Origin of the sequence: Pseudomonas sp. MWU318, from assembly GCF_016756945.1 — a bacterium.
Taxonomy (GTDB): Bacteria; Pseudomonadota; Gammaproteobacteria; order Pseudomonadales; family Pseudomonadaceae; genus Aquipseudomonas; species Aquipseudomonas putida_A.
Window position 1 is genome coordinate 175853 of sequence record NZ_JAESJL010000004.1, and the last position, 16382, is coordinate 192234.

The window sequence follows — 16382 nt, forward strand, 5'->3', positions numbered from 1 at the left end:
TCAAAAGAGCACTTCCCCCATGACGCAAAACATTTACGACGACCCCGAATTTTTTCACGGTTACAGCCAGATGAACCGTTCAATCGGCGGCCTCGATGCCGCGCCGGAGTGGCCGGCGCTCAAGGCGTTGCTGCCATCGATGCACGACTTGAATGTGGTCGACCTCGGCTGCGGCTATGGCTGGTTCAGCCGTTGGGCCAGTGAACATGGCGCCGCCCATGTGCTGGGGCTGGATGTCTCGGAAAAGATGCTGGAGCGCGCGCGCGAAACCACAGCGGCGGCGAACATCCGCTATGAACGCGCCGACCTCGAACATCTCGACTTGCCGGCCTGCAGTTTCGATCTGGCCTACAGTTCGCTGGCGCTGCACTACATCAAGGATCTGGCCGGACTGTTCGCCCATCTGTACGCGGCGCTGAAACCGGGTTCGCATTTTGTGTTCTCCATCGAGCACCCGATCTTCATGGCCCCGCGCAATCCAGGCTGGCTGGTCGACAGCGATGGCCACAAGCGCTGGCCGCTGGACAGTTATCAGATGGAAGGCGAACGGGTGACCCACTGGCTGGCCGACGGGGTGATCAAGCAGCACCGCACGATGGGCACGCTGTTGAATTCGTTGATCACAGCGGGCTTTGCCATTCGCCATGTCAACGAATGGGGGCCGAGCGATGCGGAGGTGGCCGCGCAACCAGCGCTGGCTGAAGAGCGGGAGCGGCCGATGATGATGTTGGTGGCGGTGCAGCGCTAATCTGAGCTGAGCAAACAATATGTGGTGAGGGGATTTATCCCCGATGGTTGCGTAGCAATCGCTTAAAGGGCCTGCTGCGCAGTCCATCGGGGATAAATCCCCTCACTACAGGTGGCTGAAGGCTGGCTTCAGCGAGTCGCGACGATGAACAGCCGCGGAAACGGCAACAGCACCGAACCATCCGGCAACGCCGGATACGCCTCGGAAACGGCCGCCAGATACTGCTGCAGATACTGCGCCTGCTCCTCTCCGCTCAGCGGGCTCAGAAACGGAATCAAACCACTGCCCTTGAACCACTCCACCACCCCCGCCGCCCCGCCCGGCAGTTGATGGTGATAGGTGGTGCGCCACACATCGACCCGCGAACAGTGCGGACGCAACATCGCGAAGTATTCGCTGGCACTCGCCATGTCGGTGCGCTGCCCGGCGGCGCCGGCGAGTTTCGCGGCCCATGGGCCATTGGCGGCGACTTCGCGCATCAGTCGATGGGAAGGCTCGTTGAGGTTGTCCGGCATCTGGATCGCCAGACTGCCACCGTCCGAAAGCTTACCCGCCAACGCCGGCAGCAACGTCGCGTGATCCGGCACCCACTGCAACACAGCGTTGGCGAAGATCACATCGAACGGGCCTTGATCCGCCCAACTATCGATTTCCGCGACGTCGAACTGTAACTGCGGCAGCCGCTTGAGCGCCGCGTCAATCATGTCCGCCGAGCTGTCCAGCCCCCGGACCTGCGCCTGCTCAAAACGCTGCACCAGCAGCTCGGTGGAGTTACCCGGGCCGCAACCGATATCGACCACCGATCGCGCCTGAACCGTGGGAATCGCCGCCAGCAGATCACGGGCCGGGCGGGTGCGTTCATCTTCGAAAGCGACGTATTGTCTGGCGGACCAACTCATTGCGTTCTCCTGTCGGGACATTCCTGCGGTTCGTCACAATACAGGCAGCGCTGCGGGCAGTTCCAGACAGGCTTATTGCAAGGGATGTCTTCACCCTCACAATTATTGGCAGACGTCATTAGTAAGTAGAATTTTCATCGCGCCCCGGATGTCTGAATTTCAAGCTCTCCCAATAAGGAACATCGCAATGAAATTCGCGAAAATCTCCCAGACCCTGGCCCTCTGGGCCGGTAGCCCGAAAACCTTCATGGGCGCGTTGATCCTGATTTTTCTGTGGGGGTTGAGTGGGCCGATTTTTGATTTCAATGACACCTGGCAACTGATCATCAACACCTCGACCACGATCATCACTTTTCTGATGGTGTTCCTGATTCAGAACACGCAGAACCGTGATACCGACATCCTGCATCTGAAACTCGATGAGTTGTTGCGGGTGAATAAGGAAGCGCAGAACGCGATGCTCGGGCTGGAGTCGCTGGATCTCAAACAACTCGAGGCGCTGCGCAAGCATTACCGCAGCCTGGGGGAAAGCGAGGTGTTCAACCTTGAGGGGCTCGGGGAGAAGAGCAAGCCTAAGCAGGATTTGAATGACTGCTAAGCAAAGTTGAACAAAGCAAAAGATCGCAACCTGCGGCAGCTCCTACATTGAACGGTGTAGGAGCTGCCGCAGGCTGCGATCTTTCGCTTTGCTGGTCGTATCAGCGGCTGGCTTGCAGCGCCCGGGCCATTTCCAGATGGCTTTGCAGTTTTGGCAGTGTCTCGTCGGCAAAGGCCTTGATTTCCGGCACGTCGGTCGACTGCGCTTCCTGCTGGATTTGCTGGATGGCCTCTTCGGTCGCTTTCACCTGGCTCGCGGCGTAGGCCTGGTCAAAGGTTTCACCGTCTTTGACCTGAGGAATCATGGTCTTGGCCTTGTCGGCGATTTCTTCACGGGGCGCGACCGGCAGATCGAGTTTCTTCGCGATCTTCGCCAGATGCTGGTTGGCCGTGGTGCGGTCATTGATCACGACAATGGTGTAATCCTTGACCTCTTTGGATTCGGATTTCTGGTGCGCCAGACGGCTGGCTTCGATGTCGGCCATGCCTTTGGCGGACGCATCGTTGATGAAGTCGGCAGGCGACTGGGCGAATGCTGTGCCCGCGAACAATCCCAACAGTGTGGCAAAACTGAAACGACGTATCTGGGTGGCCATCCGGCTCATGGTCGCGCCCTCCTATCTCTGCAAATTCAAGCGGGGGCTTGCGCCCCCGCCTCTCAATCAAAACTACCTCACCGACTACTTCGACTTCTGAGCTGGCTTGCGGCCCATTTCGGTTTTCGCAGGCTCTTTGTCGACTGTCGTGGTGGTGGTTTTCCCACCTTTGCGACCGGCTTCAGAGGCCTTCGTTCGATCGTTGGCGAAGTTTCCCGAGTTCGAGTTTCTTGAATTAGGCATGATTCTCTTCCTCTTGGTGTTGATCGTTGGCGAGCAGATGCCCGCCTAGATTGAGAATTGCCGGACTGCCAAAGGTTTAGAAAAGTTGCCCGCGCCGCGACGAACGGCGCGCACTGTTTCAGCTATCCACCGCCCGATGATTGAGGCGTTTGGCGGCGTACATCGCTTGGTCGGCATGCCGGAACAATTGTTGCTCCTCGCTGCCATGTTCGGGATAGCGGGCCACGCCGATGCTCGGTTCGATGTGCAGGTTGTGACCGTCCAGGCGCATCGGCTGCACCAGCACCTGGCGGATTTTTCCGGCCACGCTGTCGGCGTCTTCAGCGGCGTGAACGCTGTGCAACAGCACCACGAATTCGTCGCCACCGATGCGCGCCACGGTATCGGTGTCGCGTACGCAGCCCTTGAGCCGGCTCGCCACCGTTTGCAGCAGCATGTCGCCAACCGCATGGCCAAAGGTGTCGTTGACCTGTTTGAAGCGATCCAGATCGACGTACAGCAACGCCATGTTTCCCGATGCTTCGCGGGCAGCGGCCAGCGCAGCCTTGAGGCGATCTTTGAGCAACCCGCGATTGGGCAACTGGGTCAGTTGATCGTACTGCGCCATGCGTTTGAGCCGCGCGTGCAGCTGCTGGCGCTCGATGGCGGTGGCGACCTGGGCGCAGACGTATTGCAGCAGTTCCTTGTCCTGCTCGGTGTAACGCTCGCCGCCCGGCAGGCTTTTGACAATCAGCGCACCGATGGTGCCGTTCTTCGAATTCAGCGGCACACCGAGCCAGCACGGTGAATCCTGTCCCGCCACCAGCGCGGCGAAGTCGGGCGAGGCGTCGGGGCTGTCCGGCGTCAGCAGAATCGGCTGACCGCTGCGGATGACCTCCGCACACAAACGCCCGGTAACGGTGCCCGGTTGCTCGGGCTGCAATTCGTGATCGTCGACGTGATAGGGAAAATTCAGCTGCGCACAGTGCTCGTCGTACAGCGCCACGGAGAAATTCAGCGCCGGCAGCCATTCGCCGATGATCAGGTGGATGCGTTTGAACAGCGCCAGCAAGTCTTCGGCGACATGCGCCGCCTCGGAAATCGCATACAGCGCAGCCTGACGCGATTCCGCCTGCTTGCGCTCGGTGATGTCGCGGGCCACGGCAATGCGCAGCTGATCGACCTCCGACCAGCGTGCCGACCAGAGGATGTTGACGATGCGGCCATCCTTGCGCACATAACGGTTCTCGAAATTGTGCTTGGGTTCGCCGCCCATGATGTCGTGGGCGGCAGCCAGGGTGCGCTGGCGGTCTGCGGGATGCACCAGTTCGATCATCGACCGGCCGATCAACTCGTCAGGCGTATAACCAAAAATACGCTCGCAGGCAGCACTGACAAAAACGAAACGGCCCTGCCTGTCCACCGCGCAGACGGCATCCAGCAACAGGTCCATATAACTCGCCAACGGCGCAGAATTTCGGCTTTCCATGGTTCAGCTTGGGTGTCCGGACAATGCAGCACTGTTCAACCATCCCTGACCCCTTGTTCACGCATCCCTGCACACAAATTCAAGCCTTGTTCGGCAGCAATCCCGGTAGTGCGTGCATCAGTGCGTTGATCGCAAAACCGATGAACATCACGCCACACAAACGCGTGATCATCAGCTCGTGGCGCTGATACAGCGTGCGCACCCGTCGAGCGCCGACAACGCCGATCAAGATAGCGTAAGCCAGCAATCCGCCGAGAAAGCTCAGGGCGATCAGCCCCGGCAGCATCGACCAGTTGAGCAGTTCGGCACGGCTCGACAGCAGCGCGGTAAATGTCGCCACCGCCACCGGGTAGGCCTTGGGATTGGTCAAACCGAACAGGATGCCGTGCCAGAATGGCTGACGCGCCGCGCCCTGCGGCTGATCATCGCTGCGCCGCTGGGCTCGCACAGCGCGCCAGCCGAGCCAGAACAGGTACAAACCGCTGAGCACGCCGAGCACATCGAAGGCGGTGCTGCCGATTTCCCGCGCGCCGACGATGGCGATCAGCGCGGTGCTGCACCAGACCACATCGCCAAGCAGGTGCCCACAAAGAAACCCGGCTCCGGCCCGTCGCCCATGCGCCGCGCCAATGCCGAACACCGCCAGAACACCCGGCCCGGGCGTGATGCCGTAAATGAAACCCGAGGCCAGAACGGCCATTAGCAGCGATGGAGTCATGAAAAACCTGCTGGCGCCAGTACAAATGATGGCCAGTCTATATCAGCCCAATGTGTCTGATCACGACGCGTCGTAAAATCGCATGCCCGAGTACGGTTTCAACCGACAGGCTGCCAGTCGCGAAGCCAGATCACCGACGTGAACCTCAAGCTTGTGGCCATCAGGATCAAGAAAGTAGAACGACGCACCTTCGCTGCGGTTGTCACGCCATTCCAGTACGTTCGCCACTTTTAGCTTCTGCACGAACGACGAAAAATCCGCCTCGGCCAGACTGAATGCGTAATGGGTGTAGTCGACGGACGGCTCGGCGCTGCGCTGTGCGTCCAGCGACAGACACACCCACAACCCCGACAGCGACAGATAGGCACCGGCGTCCCACGTGGCTTCGACGCGCAGACCGAGCATATCGCGGTAGAACGCCAGGCTGCGGGGCAAATCGCTGACAGCGAGGGTCAGGTGGTTGAGGCCGGTGAGCATGGGTCAGTAACCTCTGAGGTCTTCAGGGACGTTGTACTGCTGGCCATCGTACGTCAGGGTGATCTGTTTTTTCTTCAGGTCGGTGTTTGTCGAAACGCACTGATTGCCGGACTTGGTGTTTTTCATTTTGCTGCCGGTGGTGGTGACGATCAGATCGGCGAAACCATTGTGGCTCGTCGGAGCGATCTCGAGCGTCCGGCGGATTTTTTTGCTGTAGCCCTCGCAGTCATTCACGAACTCACCGTTGTTCTTGAAGAACACCAGGCCTTCGAGCACCGGACGCAGTCTGTCACCCTCGCGCACATACAGCGCCAGATCGGTTTTCTCGTAGGGCATGGCCTGGGAACTGTGGACGAACTTCGCGCGCAGACCAAAGGCGCGGATATCCGGCGTCAATCGGTAGCGCGCCGTATCGATGCGTACATCATCCAGGCGCACGGCATCGGAGTTGTAGGCGCCCAGCTTACGGTAGGTGGCGATGGGTTTGGCGTTGCTCGCATTGAGCAGCGCCAGATCCAGATCGAACGCCCCGGCATCGTCGCCGCCAGAGTCGGCCAAGTAGGTGGATTTGACCGAAATCGCCTGACTCGGGAACGCCGGCCAGACGTTGCAGCGTGACATGGATTTGCCGTCGAAACTCTTGGTGGTGCAGGCGGCGTGGGCTTGGGTGGTGATGGCCAGCAAACCGAGGGCGATCAGGAGTCTGTTGGGGTTAAGCATGGTTCTTCCTTGATAAGTGTCGTGTCTGACTGGCGGGTTACAGGCCTTGGAAACCGTTTGGCAAAACGTAGGATTTTCCGTCGTAGTGCAATGTTGTCAAAACGGGTTTGTTGTCAGTGGTTTCAGTTTTACATGCGTCTCCCGTCCCCACACTTGCTGTGTCTTTCTCCAAGGTTTTGACAATCAGATCTGCATAGCCGTGAGAGCTCGTTTTAGCGATTTCTACTGTTCTTGAAATCTCATATCGCTCGCCTTCGCAGTCACCATCCCACTCGCCGCCATACCGATAAACCACTAATTTATCCAATACCGGGCGCAATTTTTCGCCCTCTTTCACGTAGAGCGAAAGCAGGTTTTCTTCCATCGGATTGATCCGGGATCCGTTAGTGGATAACGCACGTACGCCAAAGGCACGAAGATCGGCAGTCAGTGTGTAGCGAGCCGTATCGAGCGTTATTTCTCGCAAACTGACGCCATCCAATACGAATGCAGCCGCTTTGTAATACGTCGCAATGGGCTTCGATTGAGCAGTGTCCAGAACGGACAAGTCGAAATCGTAGGTACTCAGCGCTTCTGGGTCATCAGATGGGGATCCGCGCTTAAACTGTGCAGTGGCGTTGATGGTTAATCCTGGATATGCAGGCCACTCCTTGCAGACAGAAAGATCCAGATCTCCTGCCATCGGTGTTGGCACGCAACCAGCCAACACCTGCCCCGCCATCAACCACCCACTCAGGGCCACCCAGCCAATCCATCCAGACTTCACTGTCACACCCCACTCCTTGATAACGTTTTCAGCCGCGCACTATCCCCTCCTCAATCCGGCGATTCAACCAGTTCAACGCCTGATCCCCACTCCGGCGCTTATGCCACGCCAGCACAAACGTGAACGGCGCAATCTCGAACGGTGGCGGCAGCACAATCAGCTCCTGCTGATCAATCTCGCGCACGCTGCGTGACGACACCGTGAGAATCAGATCCGTACCGCTGATCAACTGCGGCGCGACGTTCCAGTGCGGCAGGCTGATGGCGACGCGGCGGCGTTCGCGCAATGAGGTCAGCGCCCGTTCGATTTCCGGGGTGCCGCTGCCGCGCATTTCCAGTAACACATGCGGGCGAGACAGGTAGGTCGGCAAATCAAGTACGCCGTCGGCCGGCAAGCTGCGGCGATCCAGCAGGCAGACGTAGCGCTCTTCAAACAGCAACGTGCTGCGCAATTCGTTGGGCATTTCCGGGAACACCCCGGCGGCCAAATCGATGTCACCGTTGAGCACACCCTCCAGCATGCCCTCGCGGCTGGCATGGCTGATCTGCAGGTCGATGCCCGGTGCCTCTCGGCGCAAGGTGCGGATCAGTCCAGGCAGGATGATGGCCGCGCCGTAGTCCGACATCGCCACACGAAAGGTTCGCCGCGCAGTGGCCGGATCGAAAGTGTTCGGCGCCAACAGCGATTGCACCTGGGCCAGCGCTTCAGCCAGTGGCGCAACCAGTTCCAGCGCCCGCGCCGTGGGCACCAGCGTCGAACCGGCGCGCACCAGCAGCGGATCGCCGAGCAAGTCGCGCAGCCGCGCCAGCGCATGGCTGACCGCCGGTTGACTCAGGTGCAGCCGCTCAGCAGCGCGGGTGACGTGTTGCTCGCTGAGCAAGGCGTCGAGGATCACCAGCAGGTTGAGATCGATACGGCGTAGATCATTCATCTCGTGCATGTTCTGGATGACAAAACTGAATTTAAATCTGCGCGACGAATACTCTAGAGTCCAGCAAAACCTGTTGGAGAGTGAGCATGAGTACGTTGCAGTGGGTTGGCTTTTTGCTGCTGGCCGCGTTTGCCGGGGCGGTGGTGCCGTTTCAAAGTGCGATCAACAGCAATCTGGCGCGAGGCCTCGGCCATCCGCTATGGGCAACCTTGGCCTCGTTGCTGGTGAGTGTGTTGGTGCTGTTGCCGGTGATTCTGGCGTTGCGCCTGCCGCTGCCGGCGCTGGGTTTTATCAGCAAGGCGCCGTTGTGGATGTGGGCTGGCGGTGCGTTCGGCGTGTGCTTTGTGGCGCTGGCGGTGATGTTGCTACCGAAGCTTGGCGCGTCGGGGTTTGTTGCGCTGGCGTTGGCCGGACAGGTGATTGCGTCGATGCTGCTGGATCACTTCGGGTTGTTTGGGCTGGTGGAGAAACAGCTGACGTTATCGCGCGCGCTGGGGGCATTGTTGTTGATTGGCGGAGTGGTGTTGATTCAATTTGGTGGGGTGTTTGAGCGGAATGTAGCAGCGGTTGGCTGATCTGAGAGCTCATGGTTTTGTGGTGTTGACGAGTCCGTCTTCGCGAGCCTGCTCGCGAAGGGGTCAGTGAGCTCTGCTGAAAATATCAGGACGGCGCATCTCAAAACGCGTTACGGAAAATCTCCTCGATCTGCCGCTGATCCGCCGCCCGAGGGTTGGTCAGGCCGCATGCATCTTTCAGCGCGTTGGTGGCAAGCACCGGGATGTCACTGAGCTTGGCGCCGAGTTCACGCAGGCCGCCCGGAATGTCGACGTCTTTGGCCAGACAACGGATCGCGTTGATCGCCGCCTGAGCGCCCTCTTCCGGGCTGAAACCACGGATGTCCGCGCCCATGGCGTGGGCGACGTCAGTCAGGCGTTCGGCGCAGACCAGCGCGTTGAAAGTCTGCACGTGCGGCAGCAATACGGCGTTGCACACGCCATGGGGCAAGTCGTAGAAACCGCCCAACTGGTGAGCCATTGCGTGCACGTAGCCAAGCGACGCATTGTTGAACGCCATGCCGGCGAGGAACTGCGCGTAAGCCATGTTCTCGCGCGCCGCAAGGTCGCTGCCGTCACGCACCGCCAGGCGCAGGTTGTTGCTGATCAGGGTCATGGCCTTCAGCGCGCAAGCGTCGGTGATCGGGTTGGCCGCAGTCGAAACGTAGGCTTCGATGGCGTGGGTCAGTGCGTCCATGCCGGTGGCGGCCGTCAGGCTTTTCGGCATGGCGACCATCAGGGCCGGGTCGTTGACCGACAGCAGCGGCGTGACGTTGCGGTCGACGATGGCCATTTTCACATGCCGCGATTCGTCGGTGATGATGCAGAAACGGGTCATCTCGCTGGCGGTGCCGGCGGTGGTGTTGATAGCGATCAGCGGCAACTGTGGCTTGCTCGATTGATCGACGCCTTCGTAATCGCGGATCTGCCCGCCGTTGGTCGCACAGAGGGCAATGCCCTTGGCGCAGTCATGGGGCGAACCGCCGCCCAGCGACACCACGAAATCGCAGCGACTGTCCTTGAGCAGCCCCAGCCCGGACTCGACGTTGGCAATGCTCGGGTTCGGTTTGGCGCCATCGAAGATCACCGAATCGATGTCCTGCATCGCCAGTTTTTCGGCAAGCATGGTCGCCACGCCGGCCTTGGCCAGCCCCGCGTCGGTGACGATCAGCGCCTTGCGAAAGCCGTAGTTGCGGATCGCAACCATGGCTTCGTCGAGGCATCCGTTGCCCATGATGTTTACGGCCGGAATGAAAAAGGTGCTGCTCATGCGCGTCTCCTGACTGGGGCCGAATCGACTGCTCCGATCCGGCGGATGTGCACAGGATCGACTGATCGGTCACCACCGATGTTGATCTGGCTCAATGCCCGCTCGTGATAAAGTCGCCGTCCATCCGCCCTTTGTTTTGAGACCGCCCACGCAATGACCGATTTTCTGGACGTCGATGCCACCCTCGAAGACTGGAGCGCCCTGCGCGCCACCGCCGACTTCAACGGTCTGCTGGTGGGCAATGGCGCCAGCCGCGCGGTGTGGGACGATTTCGGCTACGACTCGCTGTTCGAAAACGCGCGCACCGTGGAAGAGAAGCCACTGAGCCCGTCGGAACTGAGCGTGTTCGACGCGATGCAGACGCGCAGCTTCGAGCAGGTACTCGGCGCGCTGAAAACCACCAGCCGGGTCAACAAGGCGTTGGCCGTCAGCTCGGCCGCACCGCGCAATCGCTACTACGCGATCAAGGAAGCGCTGATCAACAGCGTGCACGCGGTACACATTCCCTGGCGACTGGTGCAGGCCTCGACCCTGACCACGCTCAATGAAGAACTGGCGCGTTATCGCACGGTGTTCACCACCAATTACGATCTGCTCAACTACTGGGCGATCCAGCACCGCAGCGAGGCGATCGACGACCTGTTCAACGGCCCCGACGCGAGTTTCGATCTGAGCGCAAGCAGCAGCGCCAAACCGCGTCTGCTGTACCTGCACGGCGGTCTGCACCTGGTGCGCAATCAGGACGGCACCGCGCGCAAACTGACCTCGACCGAGGGCACCCTGCTCGGCAGTTTCGCGATCAACAACACGATCAAGACGCTCGACGACGTGCCGCTGTTCGTCAACGAAGGGCTGAGCGCGGACAAGCTCAAGACTATTCGCAGCTCGGACTATCTGTCGTTCTGCTACGAGCAGTTATTGGGGCACGCGCAGAACCTGTGCATCTTCGGTCATGCGCTGGGCGAGCAGGATGCGCACATCGTCAGGGCGCTGCGCCTGGCTAAACCGGCGAGCGTGGCGATCTCGATTTATCCGCGCAGTGCGGCGTTCATCCAGCATCAGAAACGCCATTACGCCAAGGTGTTCGAGGGCACCGGGGTTGTGTTGCGGTTTTTTGATGCGAAGACGCATGCATTGGGTAATCCGAAGCTTTCGGTCCCGGTCGAGGTTTAAAGCAAGATCAAAAGATCGCAGCCTGCGGCAGCTCCTACAGTTGGAATGCGTTCCCCTGTAGGAGCTGCCGCAGGCTGCGATCTTTTGATTTCAAGGTTCATTCTTCGCTGCTGTGCACCACCACCAGCAACTGCGCCTGCACCTCGCCCACCGACCTGATCCGGTGCGGCTTCTGCGCGTTGAAGTGCAGCGCATCGCCACGTTCGAGCAGCACCCGCTCGTTCATGAAATCCACTTCCACCTGCCCTTCGTGGACGAACAGAAACTCCTCGCCCAAGTGCTCCTTAAAGGTCTTGTCGGTGAACTCGCGCGGCGGGTAGATGATGAACGGCAGCAGGTTGCGTTCGCTGACCTGATGCGCCAGCACCGCATACCCCGGGCTCTGATCGTTGGCCGCCAGTGACTGGCGTTCGTGGCTGCGCACCAGGCTATAGCTGTCGAGGCTGACGTTGTCTTCGGAGAACAATTCCTCGACCTTCACGTTCAGTGCCTTCGCCAGTTTCAGCGCAGCCGCAATCGACGGAGTGTTCAGCCCGCGCTCGACTTTCGACAGATAACTCTTGGTCATGCCGGATTTTTCGGCCAGTGCCTCAAGTGTTACGCCAAGTTTTTTTCGCAACAATTTCAAACGGATAGACATGCGCAGCAGTTATTCCATCAAGGAAACGACGATTGATGCTTGCTTATGACACTTTGTGTCATATAGGCTCTTTAGTGTCATTTGCAATCACCCAAAGGACACAGACATGGCCAAGACATTAGCACTACCCAAAGAGCAACTGGTCAAGCAAGCGCTGACCCAGATGCAGAACACCCTGGCGGATAATACGTGGACTGACCGGCAAAAGCTGGCGCTGACCTGCCGGATCCTGTTCGAGAGCGGTCATGACTCCGGTCTGGCCGGACAGATCACCGCTCGCGGCCCACAACCGGGGACCTATTACACTCAGCAACTGGGCCTGGGTTTCGACGAAATCACCGCGAGCAATCTGCTGCTGGTCAACGAAGATCTGGAAGTGCTCGAAGGCCACGGCATGGCCAACCCGGCCAACCGTTTCCACAGCTGGGTCTATCGCGCCCGGCCGGACGTCAACTGCATCATCCACACGCACCCGACGCACATTGCCGCGCTGTCGATGCTCGAAGTGCCGTTGGAAATTTCCCACATGGACCTGTGCCCGCTGTACGACGACTGCGCGTTTCTCGAAGGCTGGCCGGGCGTGCCGGTGGGCAACGAAGAAGGTGAACTGATCGCCGGTGCGCTAGGCGACAAGCGCGCAATTCTGCTCTCGCACCACGGCCAGTTGTCGACCGGCAGCACGATCGAAGAGGCCTGTGTCATCGCCCAACTGATCGAGCGCGCCGCCAAACTGCAGTTGCTGGCAATGGCCGCCGGTACGATCAAACCGATCATTCCGGCGTTGGGTCGCGAGGCCCATGACTGGGTATCGAAACCCAAGCGCCACGCCGCCGCTTTCAACTACTACGCCCGGCAGAACCTGCGCCAACACGCCGATTGCCTGAACTGATTTCAGCTTTTCCCGGAGACTCATCATGTCCAATATTCACGGCATCATCGGTTACACCATCACCCCGTTCGGCACCCACGGCGAAGGCCTCGATCTGCCGGCTCTCGGCCAATCCATCGATCGTCTGATCGACAGCGGCGTCCACGCCATCGCCCCGCTCGGCAGCACCGGCGAAGGCGCTTACCTCAGCGACGCCGAGTGGGATCAGGTCGCCGAATTCAGCATCAAACACGTGGGCAAACGGGTGCCGACCATCGTCAGCGTCTCCGATCTGACCACCGCCAAAGCCGTACGCCGCGCACGCTTCGCTGAAGCCCACGGCGCTGACGTGGTGATGGTGCTGCCAGCGTCGTACTGGAAGCTGACTGAAGCGGAAATCCTCGCGCACTACCGCGCCATCGGCGACAACATCGGCGTGCCGATCATGCTTTACAACAACCCGGCCACCAGCGGCACCGACATGTCGGTCGAGCTGATTCTGCGCATCGTCAATGGCGTGGAAAACGTGACCATGGTCAAGGAGAGCACCGGCGACATTCAGCGCATGCACAAACTGCAATTGCTCGGTGAAGGCCAGGTGCCGTTCTACAACGGCTGCAATCCGCTGGCGCTGGAGGCGTTTGCCGCCGGGGCGAAGGGCTGGTGCACCGCTGCGCCGAACCTGATCCCACAGTTGAACCTGGATCTGTATGCGGCCGCTCTGGCCGGTGATCTGGAACGGGCGCGTGAGTTGTTCTATCGCCAGTTGCCGCTGCTGGACTTCATCCTCAAGGGCGGTCTGCCAGCGACGATCAAGGCTGGATTGCGTGAAACCGGGCTGGAAGTCGGCGCTCCACGACTACCGGTATTCCCGTTGAGCGAGACGGCTCAAACGCAGCTGCAAACCATCCTGAAAACCCTGCGCTGATCTCAGGCAACACAAAAAACCCTGTAGGAGCTGTCGAGTGAAACGAGGCTGCGATCTTTTGATCCTGATCTTTACCATCAAGATCAAAAGATCGCAGCGTGCCGCAGCTCCTACAGAGGGATGTGCTGGACTCAGAGCACCGGCAAGGTCTTGTCCTTGATCACCTTGCTCGGCCCGTTGGCCTTGACGCTGGCGATGCCTTTGGCACAAGCGGCGTCGTGGGAATAGGACTCGCTGCTGCCGATGATCTGATGATTGGCGGCCTTGAGGTTGAAGTAAGGATGACCATCCTTGGTGGTCTTTTTCTCATAGCGTTCATCCAGCGGGCTATTGGTCTGCACCGAAGCAATGCCGCTGTCGGCAGCCGCGCGGGTGGTGTAGAGCTCGCTGGTGAGAATGGTTTCAGCGTTGGCGGCCTTCAGCACAAACCTGAACTGGCCGTTGCTGCTTTTGCTCACTTCGTACCATCCGGACATGCTCGTTTCTCCTTGGCGGTTGAAAGGTTTTGCGCCAATGAGTAAAGACCAGCCCAAGATTTCTGTCGCCTGTAATGGCCTCTTCGCGAGCAAGCTCGCTCCCACAGTAGATCTCCAGTGATCACAAAAATAGGTGAGCACTCGGCAATCAATGTGGGAGCGAGCCTGCTCGCGAAGGCGTCACCCCGGTGTTGGCTATTTCACCACCGCCCGCACCACCGACAACTGCGGCTCCATCACCCGCCGCTGACTCAGATACCGCGTGCAACTCACCCGCAGGAACGAGGCAAAATTCACCACCTCGCCGCGATAATCCATCACCTCTTCATACAGCTTGGCGATCAGTTGATTGGTGGTCATGCCATCGACTTCGGCGATTTCGCTGAGGATGTCCCAGAACTGGTTTTCCAGGCGCAGCGTCGTCACCACGCCGCAGATGCGCAGCGAGCGCGAGCGGGATTCGTAGAGAATCGGGTCGGCCTTGACGTAGAGCTCGCACATCAGCGAATCCTCGTTACAGGGTGATCTTGGTGCCGAGCAGGCCGAGGAAACCGGCCAGCCAGTTCGGATGCGCCGGCCAGGCTGGCGCAGTCGCCAGATTGCCTTGAACGTGGCCGTCGGTCACCGGGATATCGATGAACGTGCCACCGGCCAGGCGCACTTCCGGGGCGCAGGCCGGATAGGCGCTGCATTCGCGCCCTTCGAGAACGCCCGCCGCCGCGAGCAACTGCGCGCCGTGGCACACAGCGGCAATCGGCTTGCCAGCCTTGTCGAAGGCGCGCACCAGCTCCAGGACTTTTTCGTTCAGGCGCAGGTATTCCGGCGCTCGTCCGCCGGGGATCAGCAGCGCGTCGTAATCGGCCTCGGCAACCTTGGCGAAATCAAAGTTGAGGGCGAACAGGTGACCCGGTTTCTCACTGTAAGTCTGGTCGCCTTCGAAGTCATGGATCGCGGTGCGCACAGTCTTGCCCGCAGCCTTTTCCGGGCACACGGCGTGCACAGTGTGACCGACCATTTGCAGGGCCTGGAACGGCACCATCACTTCGTAGTCTTCGACGTAATCGCCGACCAGCATCAGGATTTTTTTCGCGGCCATGGGGAGGACTCCTCTGGGAATGGGCTTGCAGGAGTATTCAAGGTAGACCTTATCCGTTGGGGCGGGTAACAACCCGCTACTACGACCGGTCCTCTGTAGGAGCTGCCGAAGGCTGCGATCTTTTGATCTCTTGCCTTTAAAAGCGAAGAGCAAAAGATCGCAGCCTTCGGCAGCTCCTACAGGGGTGACCGCTAACTGTATGGATAACTCTGTGCCTGGCTGTACCAGCCCGAGCGCCCCGGTTTATGGCTTGATTAAGGCAATCCCCTGCCACCTTCTATTCTGGTTCTCATCATGTCCTCGCGCGAAAACACCGGCATGGCCCTCGGCCTGCTCGGGGTTGTGATTTTCAGCCTGACCCTGCCCTTCACCCGGATCGTGGTGCAGGAACTGCATCCGCTGCTCAACGGCCTCGGCCGGGCGCTGTTCGCAGCGATTCCCGCGGCAGCCCTCTTGTTATGGCGGCGCGAGAAGTGGCCGAGCTGGCAGCAGATCAAAGGCCTGAGTCTGGTAATCGCCGGGGTGATTCTTGGCTTCCCGGTGCTGTCGGCGTGGGCCATGCAGACCTTGCCGGCGTCCCACGGCGCGCTGGTCAACGGTTTGCAGCCGCTGTGCGTGGCGCTGTATGCCGCCTGGTTGTCCCATGAACGCCCGTCGAAAGCCTTCTGGGCCTGCGCCGCGCTGGGCAGTGCGCTGGTGCTCGGCTACGCGTTGTACACCGGCGCCGGGAGCATTCAGGCCGGTGACTTGTTGATGCTCGGCGCAATTGCCGTCGGCGGTCTGGGCTATGCCGAAGGTGGCCGGTTGGCCAAGGAAATGGGCGGCTGGCAGGTGATCTGCTGGGCGCTGGTGCTGTCGACGCCGCTGCTGATCGGGCCAGTTTTGTACCTGGCGCTGCAGCATCACGGTGCGGTTTCAGCCAAGGCCTGGTGGGCGTTCGGCTACGTGGCGCTGTTCTCGCAGTTTCTCGGCTTCTTCGCCTGGTACGCCGGGCTGGCGATGGGCGGGATCGCGCGGGTCAGTCAGATCCAGTTGCTGCAGATCTTCTTCACCATCGCGTTTTCGGCGCTGTTCTTTGGTGAACATGTCGAGCCGATTACCTGGGTGTTTGCCTGCGGGGTGATTGCCACTGTGATGCTCGGGCGCAAGACCGCCGTGCGCCCTGCCCAGCCAGCCACTGCATGACCACTGGGATAACGCACGCATAACCCTGT

Annotated in this window: 21 protein-coding genes; 7 read left to right on the forward strand and 14 right to left on the reverse strand. The window is 59.9% G+C overall.

Annotated features, from left to right (window positions below):
* Positions 1 to 19 precede the first annotated feature (19 nt).
* Complete coding sequence (locus JN524_RS11795; protein ID WP_202369445.1) at positions 20 to 748, forward strand: class I SAM-dependent methyltransferase; 729 nt, start codon at positions 20 to 22, stop codon at positions 746 to 748.
* A gap of 128 nt (positions 749 to 876) precedes the next feature.
* Here JN524_RS11795 and tam read toward each other — a convergent pair whose 3' ends face one another.
* Positions 877 to 1647 (reverse strand): trans-aconitate 2-methyltransferase, encoded by a 771-nt coding sequence (gene tam, locus JN524_RS11800; RefSeq protein ID WP_202369446.1) that lies wholly within the window; start codon positions 1645 to 1647, stop codon positions 877 to 879.
* Positions 1648 to 1834: 187 nt separating this feature from the next.
* Between tam and JN524_RS11805 the strand changes: the two genes are divergently transcribed.
* Positions 1835 to 2245, forward strand: coding sequence for a low affinity iron permease family protein (locus tag JN524_RS11805; protein ID WP_047598058.1), 411 nt, complete (start codon positions 1835 to 1837; stop codon positions 2243 to 2245).
* 100 nt (positions 2246 to 2345) lie between these two features.
* Here JN524_RS11805 and JN524_RS11810 read toward each other — a convergent pair whose 3' ends face one another.
* The 8 genes from JN524_RS11810 to JN524_RS11845 all read right to left on the reverse strand — a co-directional run bounded on the left by JN524_RS11810 (position 2346) and on the right by JN524_RS11845 (position 8172).
* Positions 2346 to 2849, reverse strand: a complete 504-nt coding sequence (locus tag JN524_RS11810) for a DUF4142 domain-containing protein (RefSeq protein WP_027614439.1) — start codon at positions 2847 to 2849, stop codon at positions 2346 to 2348.
* A gap of 75 nt (positions 2850 to 2924) precedes the next feature.
* On the reverse strand, positions 2925 to 3083 hold the full coding sequence (locus tag JN524_RS11815) for a KGG domain-containing protein (RefSeq protein ID WP_003222499.1): 159 nt from the start codon (positions 3081 to 3083) through the stop codon (positions 2925 to 2927).
* Positions 3084 to 3201: 118 nt separating this feature from the next.
* Positions 3202 to 4551: a sensor domain-containing protein gene (locus tag JN524_RS11820; RefSeq protein WP_202369447.1), complete on the reverse strand. Its 1350-nt coding sequence runs from the start codon at positions 4549 to 4551 to the stop codon at positions 3202 to 3204.
* 79 nt (positions 4552 to 4630) lie between these two features.
* Positions 4631 to 5269 (reverse strand): LysE family translocator, encoded by a 639-nt coding sequence (locus JN524_RS11825; protein WP_202369448.1) that lies wholly within the window; start codon positions 5267 to 5269, stop codon positions 4631 to 4633.
* Positions 5270 to 5329: 60 nt separating this feature from the next.
* Complete coding sequence (gene fos, locus JN524_RS11830) at positions 5330 to 5746, reverse strand: fosfomycin resistance glutathione transferase (RefSeq protein WP_202369449.1); 417 nt, start codon at positions 5744 to 5746, stop codon at positions 5330 to 5332.
* Between the two features lie 3 nt (positions 5747 to 5749).
* Complete coding sequence (locus tag JN524_RS11835) at positions 5750 to 6466, reverse strand: hypothetical protein (RefSeq protein WP_202369450.1); 717 nt, start codon at positions 6464 to 6466, stop codon at positions 5750 to 5752.
* 37 nt (positions 6467 to 6503) lie between these two features.
* Positions 6504 to 7238 (reverse strand): hypothetical protein, encoded by a 735-nt coding sequence (locus JN524_RS11840; protein WP_202369451.1) that lies wholly within the window; start codon positions 7236 to 7238, stop codon positions 6504 to 6506.
* Positions 7239 to 7260: 22 nt separating this feature from the next.
* Positions 7261 to 8172 (reverse strand): LysR substrate-binding domain-containing protein, encoded by a 912-nt coding sequence (locus JN524_RS11845; protein ID WP_202369452.1) that lies wholly within the window; start codon positions 8170 to 8172, stop codon positions 7261 to 7263.
* A 77-nt stretch (positions 8173 to 8249) separates the two neighbouring features.
* On the opposite strand from JN524_RS11845, the gene JN524_RS11850 reads away from it, so the two are divergent.
* Positions 8250 to 8738 (forward strand): DMT family transporter, encoded by a 489-nt coding sequence (locus tag JN524_RS11850; protein WP_202369453.1) that lies wholly within the window; start codon positions 8250 to 8252, stop codon positions 8736 to 8738.
* Positions 8739 to 8838: 100 nt separating this feature from the next.
* On the opposite strand, the gene yiaY is transcribed toward JN524_RS11850, so the two are convergent.
* Positions 8839 to 9987, reverse strand: coding sequence for an L-threonine dehydrogenase (yiaY, locus tag JN524_RS11855; RefSeq protein WP_166497117.1), 1149 nt, complete (start codon positions 9985 to 9987; stop codon positions 8839 to 8841).
* Between the two features lie 153 nt (positions 9988 to 10140).
* On the opposite strand from yiaY, the gene JN524_RS11860 reads away from it, so the two are divergent.
* Positions 10141 to 11160: a DUF4917 family protein gene (locus JN524_RS11860; protein WP_202369454.1), complete on the forward strand. Its 1020-nt coding sequence runs from the start codon at positions 10141 to 10143 to the stop codon at positions 11158 to 11160.
* A gap of 97 nt (positions 11161 to 11257) precedes the next feature.
* On the opposite strand, the gene JN524_RS11865 is transcribed toward JN524_RS11860, so the two are convergent.
* Positions 11258 to 11800: a helix-turn-helix domain-containing protein gene (locus tag JN524_RS11865; RefSeq protein ID WP_027614428.1), complete on the reverse strand. Its 543-nt coding sequence runs from the start codon at positions 11798 to 11800 to the stop codon at positions 11258 to 11260.
* A gap of 106 nt (positions 11801 to 11906) precedes the next feature.
* Here JN524_RS11865 and JN524_RS11870 point away from each other — a divergent pair, with 106 nt between their 5' ends.
* Together JN524_RS11870 and JN524_RS11875 are read left to right on the forward strand one after the other, a co-directional pair.
* Positions 11907 to 12689, forward strand: coding sequence for an aldolase (locus JN524_RS11870; protein ID WP_202369455.1), 783 nt, complete (start codon positions 11907 to 11909; stop codon positions 12687 to 12689).
* 22 nt (positions 12690 to 12711) lie between these two features.
* On the forward strand, positions 12712 to 13596 hold the full coding sequence (locus tag JN524_RS11875) for a dihydrodipicolinate synthase family protein (protein ID WP_202369619.1): 885 nt from the start codon (positions 12712 to 12714) through the stop codon (positions 13594 to 13596).
* A gap of 131 nt (positions 13597 to 13727) precedes the next feature.
* Here JN524_RS11875 and JN524_RS11880 read toward each other — a convergent pair whose 3' ends face one another.
* The 3 genes from JN524_RS11880 to JN524_RS11890 form a co-directional block, all read right to left on the reverse strand.
* Positions 13728 to 14072, reverse strand: coding sequence for a YegP family protein (locus JN524_RS11880; protein WP_202369456.1), 345 nt, complete (start codon positions 14070 to 14072; stop codon positions 13728 to 13730).
* Between the two features lie 195 nt (positions 14073 to 14267).
* Positions 14268 to 14573, reverse strand: a complete 306-nt coding sequence (locus tag JN524_RS11885; RefSeq protein WP_202369457.1) for a ribbon-helix-helix domain-containing protein — start codon at positions 14571 to 14573, stop codon at positions 14268 to 14270.
* Positions 14574 to 14586: 13 nt separating this feature from the next.
* The gene (locus JN524_RS11890; RefSeq protein ID WP_139055281.1) at positions 14587 to 15168 is read right to left on the reverse strand and encodes a DJ-1/PfpI family protein; all 582 of its coding nucleotides are present in this window, start codon (positions 15166 to 15168) and stop codon (positions 14587 to 14589) included.
* 294 nt (positions 15169 to 15462) lie between these two features.
* Here JN524_RS11890 and JN524_RS11895 point away from each other — a divergent pair, with 294 nt between their 5' ends.
* Positions 15463 to 16353: a DMT family transporter gene (locus JN524_RS11895; protein WP_108590623.1), complete on the forward strand. Its 891-nt coding sequence runs from the start codon at positions 15463 to 15465 to the stop codon at positions 16351 to 16353.
* Positions 16354 to 16382 lie beyond the last annotated feature (29 nt).

Bases quoted from the DNA above. Each gene is read 5' to 3' on its own strand.
- JN524_RS11880 (WP_202369456.1), bottom strand. From the start codon at position 14,072: ATGTCCGGATGGTACGAAGTGAGCAAAAGCAGCAACGGCCAGTTCAGG.
- yiaY (WP_166497117.1), bottom strand. From the start codon at position 9,987: ATGAGCAGCACCTTTTTCATTCCGGCCGTAAACATCATGGGCAACGGA.
- JN524_RS11885 (WP_202369457.1), bottom strand. From the start codon at position 14,573: ATGTGCGAGCTCTACGTCAAGGCCGACCCGATTCTCTACGAATCCCGC.
- JN524_RS11845 (WP_202369452.1), bottom strand. From the start codon at position 8,172: ATGCACGAGATGAATGATCTACGCCGTATCGATCTCAACCTGCTGGTG.
- fos (WP_202369449.1), bottom strand. From the start codon at position 5,746: ATGCTCACCGGCCTCAACCACCTGACCCTCGCTGTCAGCGATTTGCCC.
- tam (WP_202369446.1), bottom strand. From the start codon at position 1,647: ATGAGTTGGTCCGCCAGACAATACGTCGCTTTCGAAGATGAACGCACC.
- JN524_RS11890 (WP_139055281.1), bottom strand. From the start codon at position 15,168: ATGGCCGCGAAAAAAATCCTGATGCTGGTCGGCGATTACGTCGAAGAC.
- JN524_RS11850 (WP_202369453.1), top strand. From the start codon at position 8,250: ATGAGTACGTTGCAGTGGGTTGGCTTTTTGCTGCTGGCCGCGTTTGCC.
- JN524_RS11835 (WP_202369450.1), bottom strand. From the start codon at position 6,466: ATGCTTAACCCCAACAGACTCCTGATCGCCCTCGGTTTGCTGGCCATC.
- JN524_RS11810 (WP_027614439.1), bottom strand. From the start codon at position 2,849: ATGAGCCGGATGGCCACCCAGATACGTCGTTTCAGTTTTGCCACACTG.
- JN524_RS11865 (WP_027614428.1), bottom strand. From the start codon at position 11,800: ATGTCTATCCGTTTGAAATTGTTGCGAAAAAAACTTGGCGTAACACTT.
- JN524_RS11795 (WP_202369445.1), top strand. From the start codon at position 20: ATGACGCAAAACATTTACGACGACCCCGAATTTTTTCACGGTTACAGC.
- JN524_RS11870 (WP_202369455.1), top strand. From the start codon at position 11,907: ATGGCCAAGACATTAGCACTACCCAAAGAGCAACTGGTCAAGCAAGCG.
- JN524_RS11815 (WP_003222499.1), bottom strand. From the start codon at position 3,083: ATGCCTAATTCAAGAAACTCGAACTCGGGAAACTTCGCCAACGATCGA.
- JN524_RS11825 (WP_202369448.1), bottom strand. From the start codon at position 5,269: ATGACTCCATCGCTGCTAATGGCCGTTCTGGCCTCGGGTTTCATTTAC.
- JN524_RS11805 (WP_047598058.1), top strand. From the start codon at position 1,835: ATGAAATTCGCGAAAATCTCCCAGACCCTGGCCCTCTGGGCCGGTAGC.
- JN524_RS11820 (WP_202369447.1), bottom strand. From the start codon at position 4,551: ATGGAAAGCCGAAATTCTGCGCCGTTGGCGAGTTATATGGACCTGTTG.
- JN524_RS11895 (WP_108590623.1), top strand. From the start codon at position 15,463: ATGTCCTCGCGCGAAAACACCGGCATGGCCCTCGGCCTGCTCGGGGTT.
- JN524_RS11860 (WP_202369454.1), top strand. From the start codon at position 10,141: ATGACCGATTTTCTGGACGTCGATGCCACCCTCGAAGACTGGAGCGCC.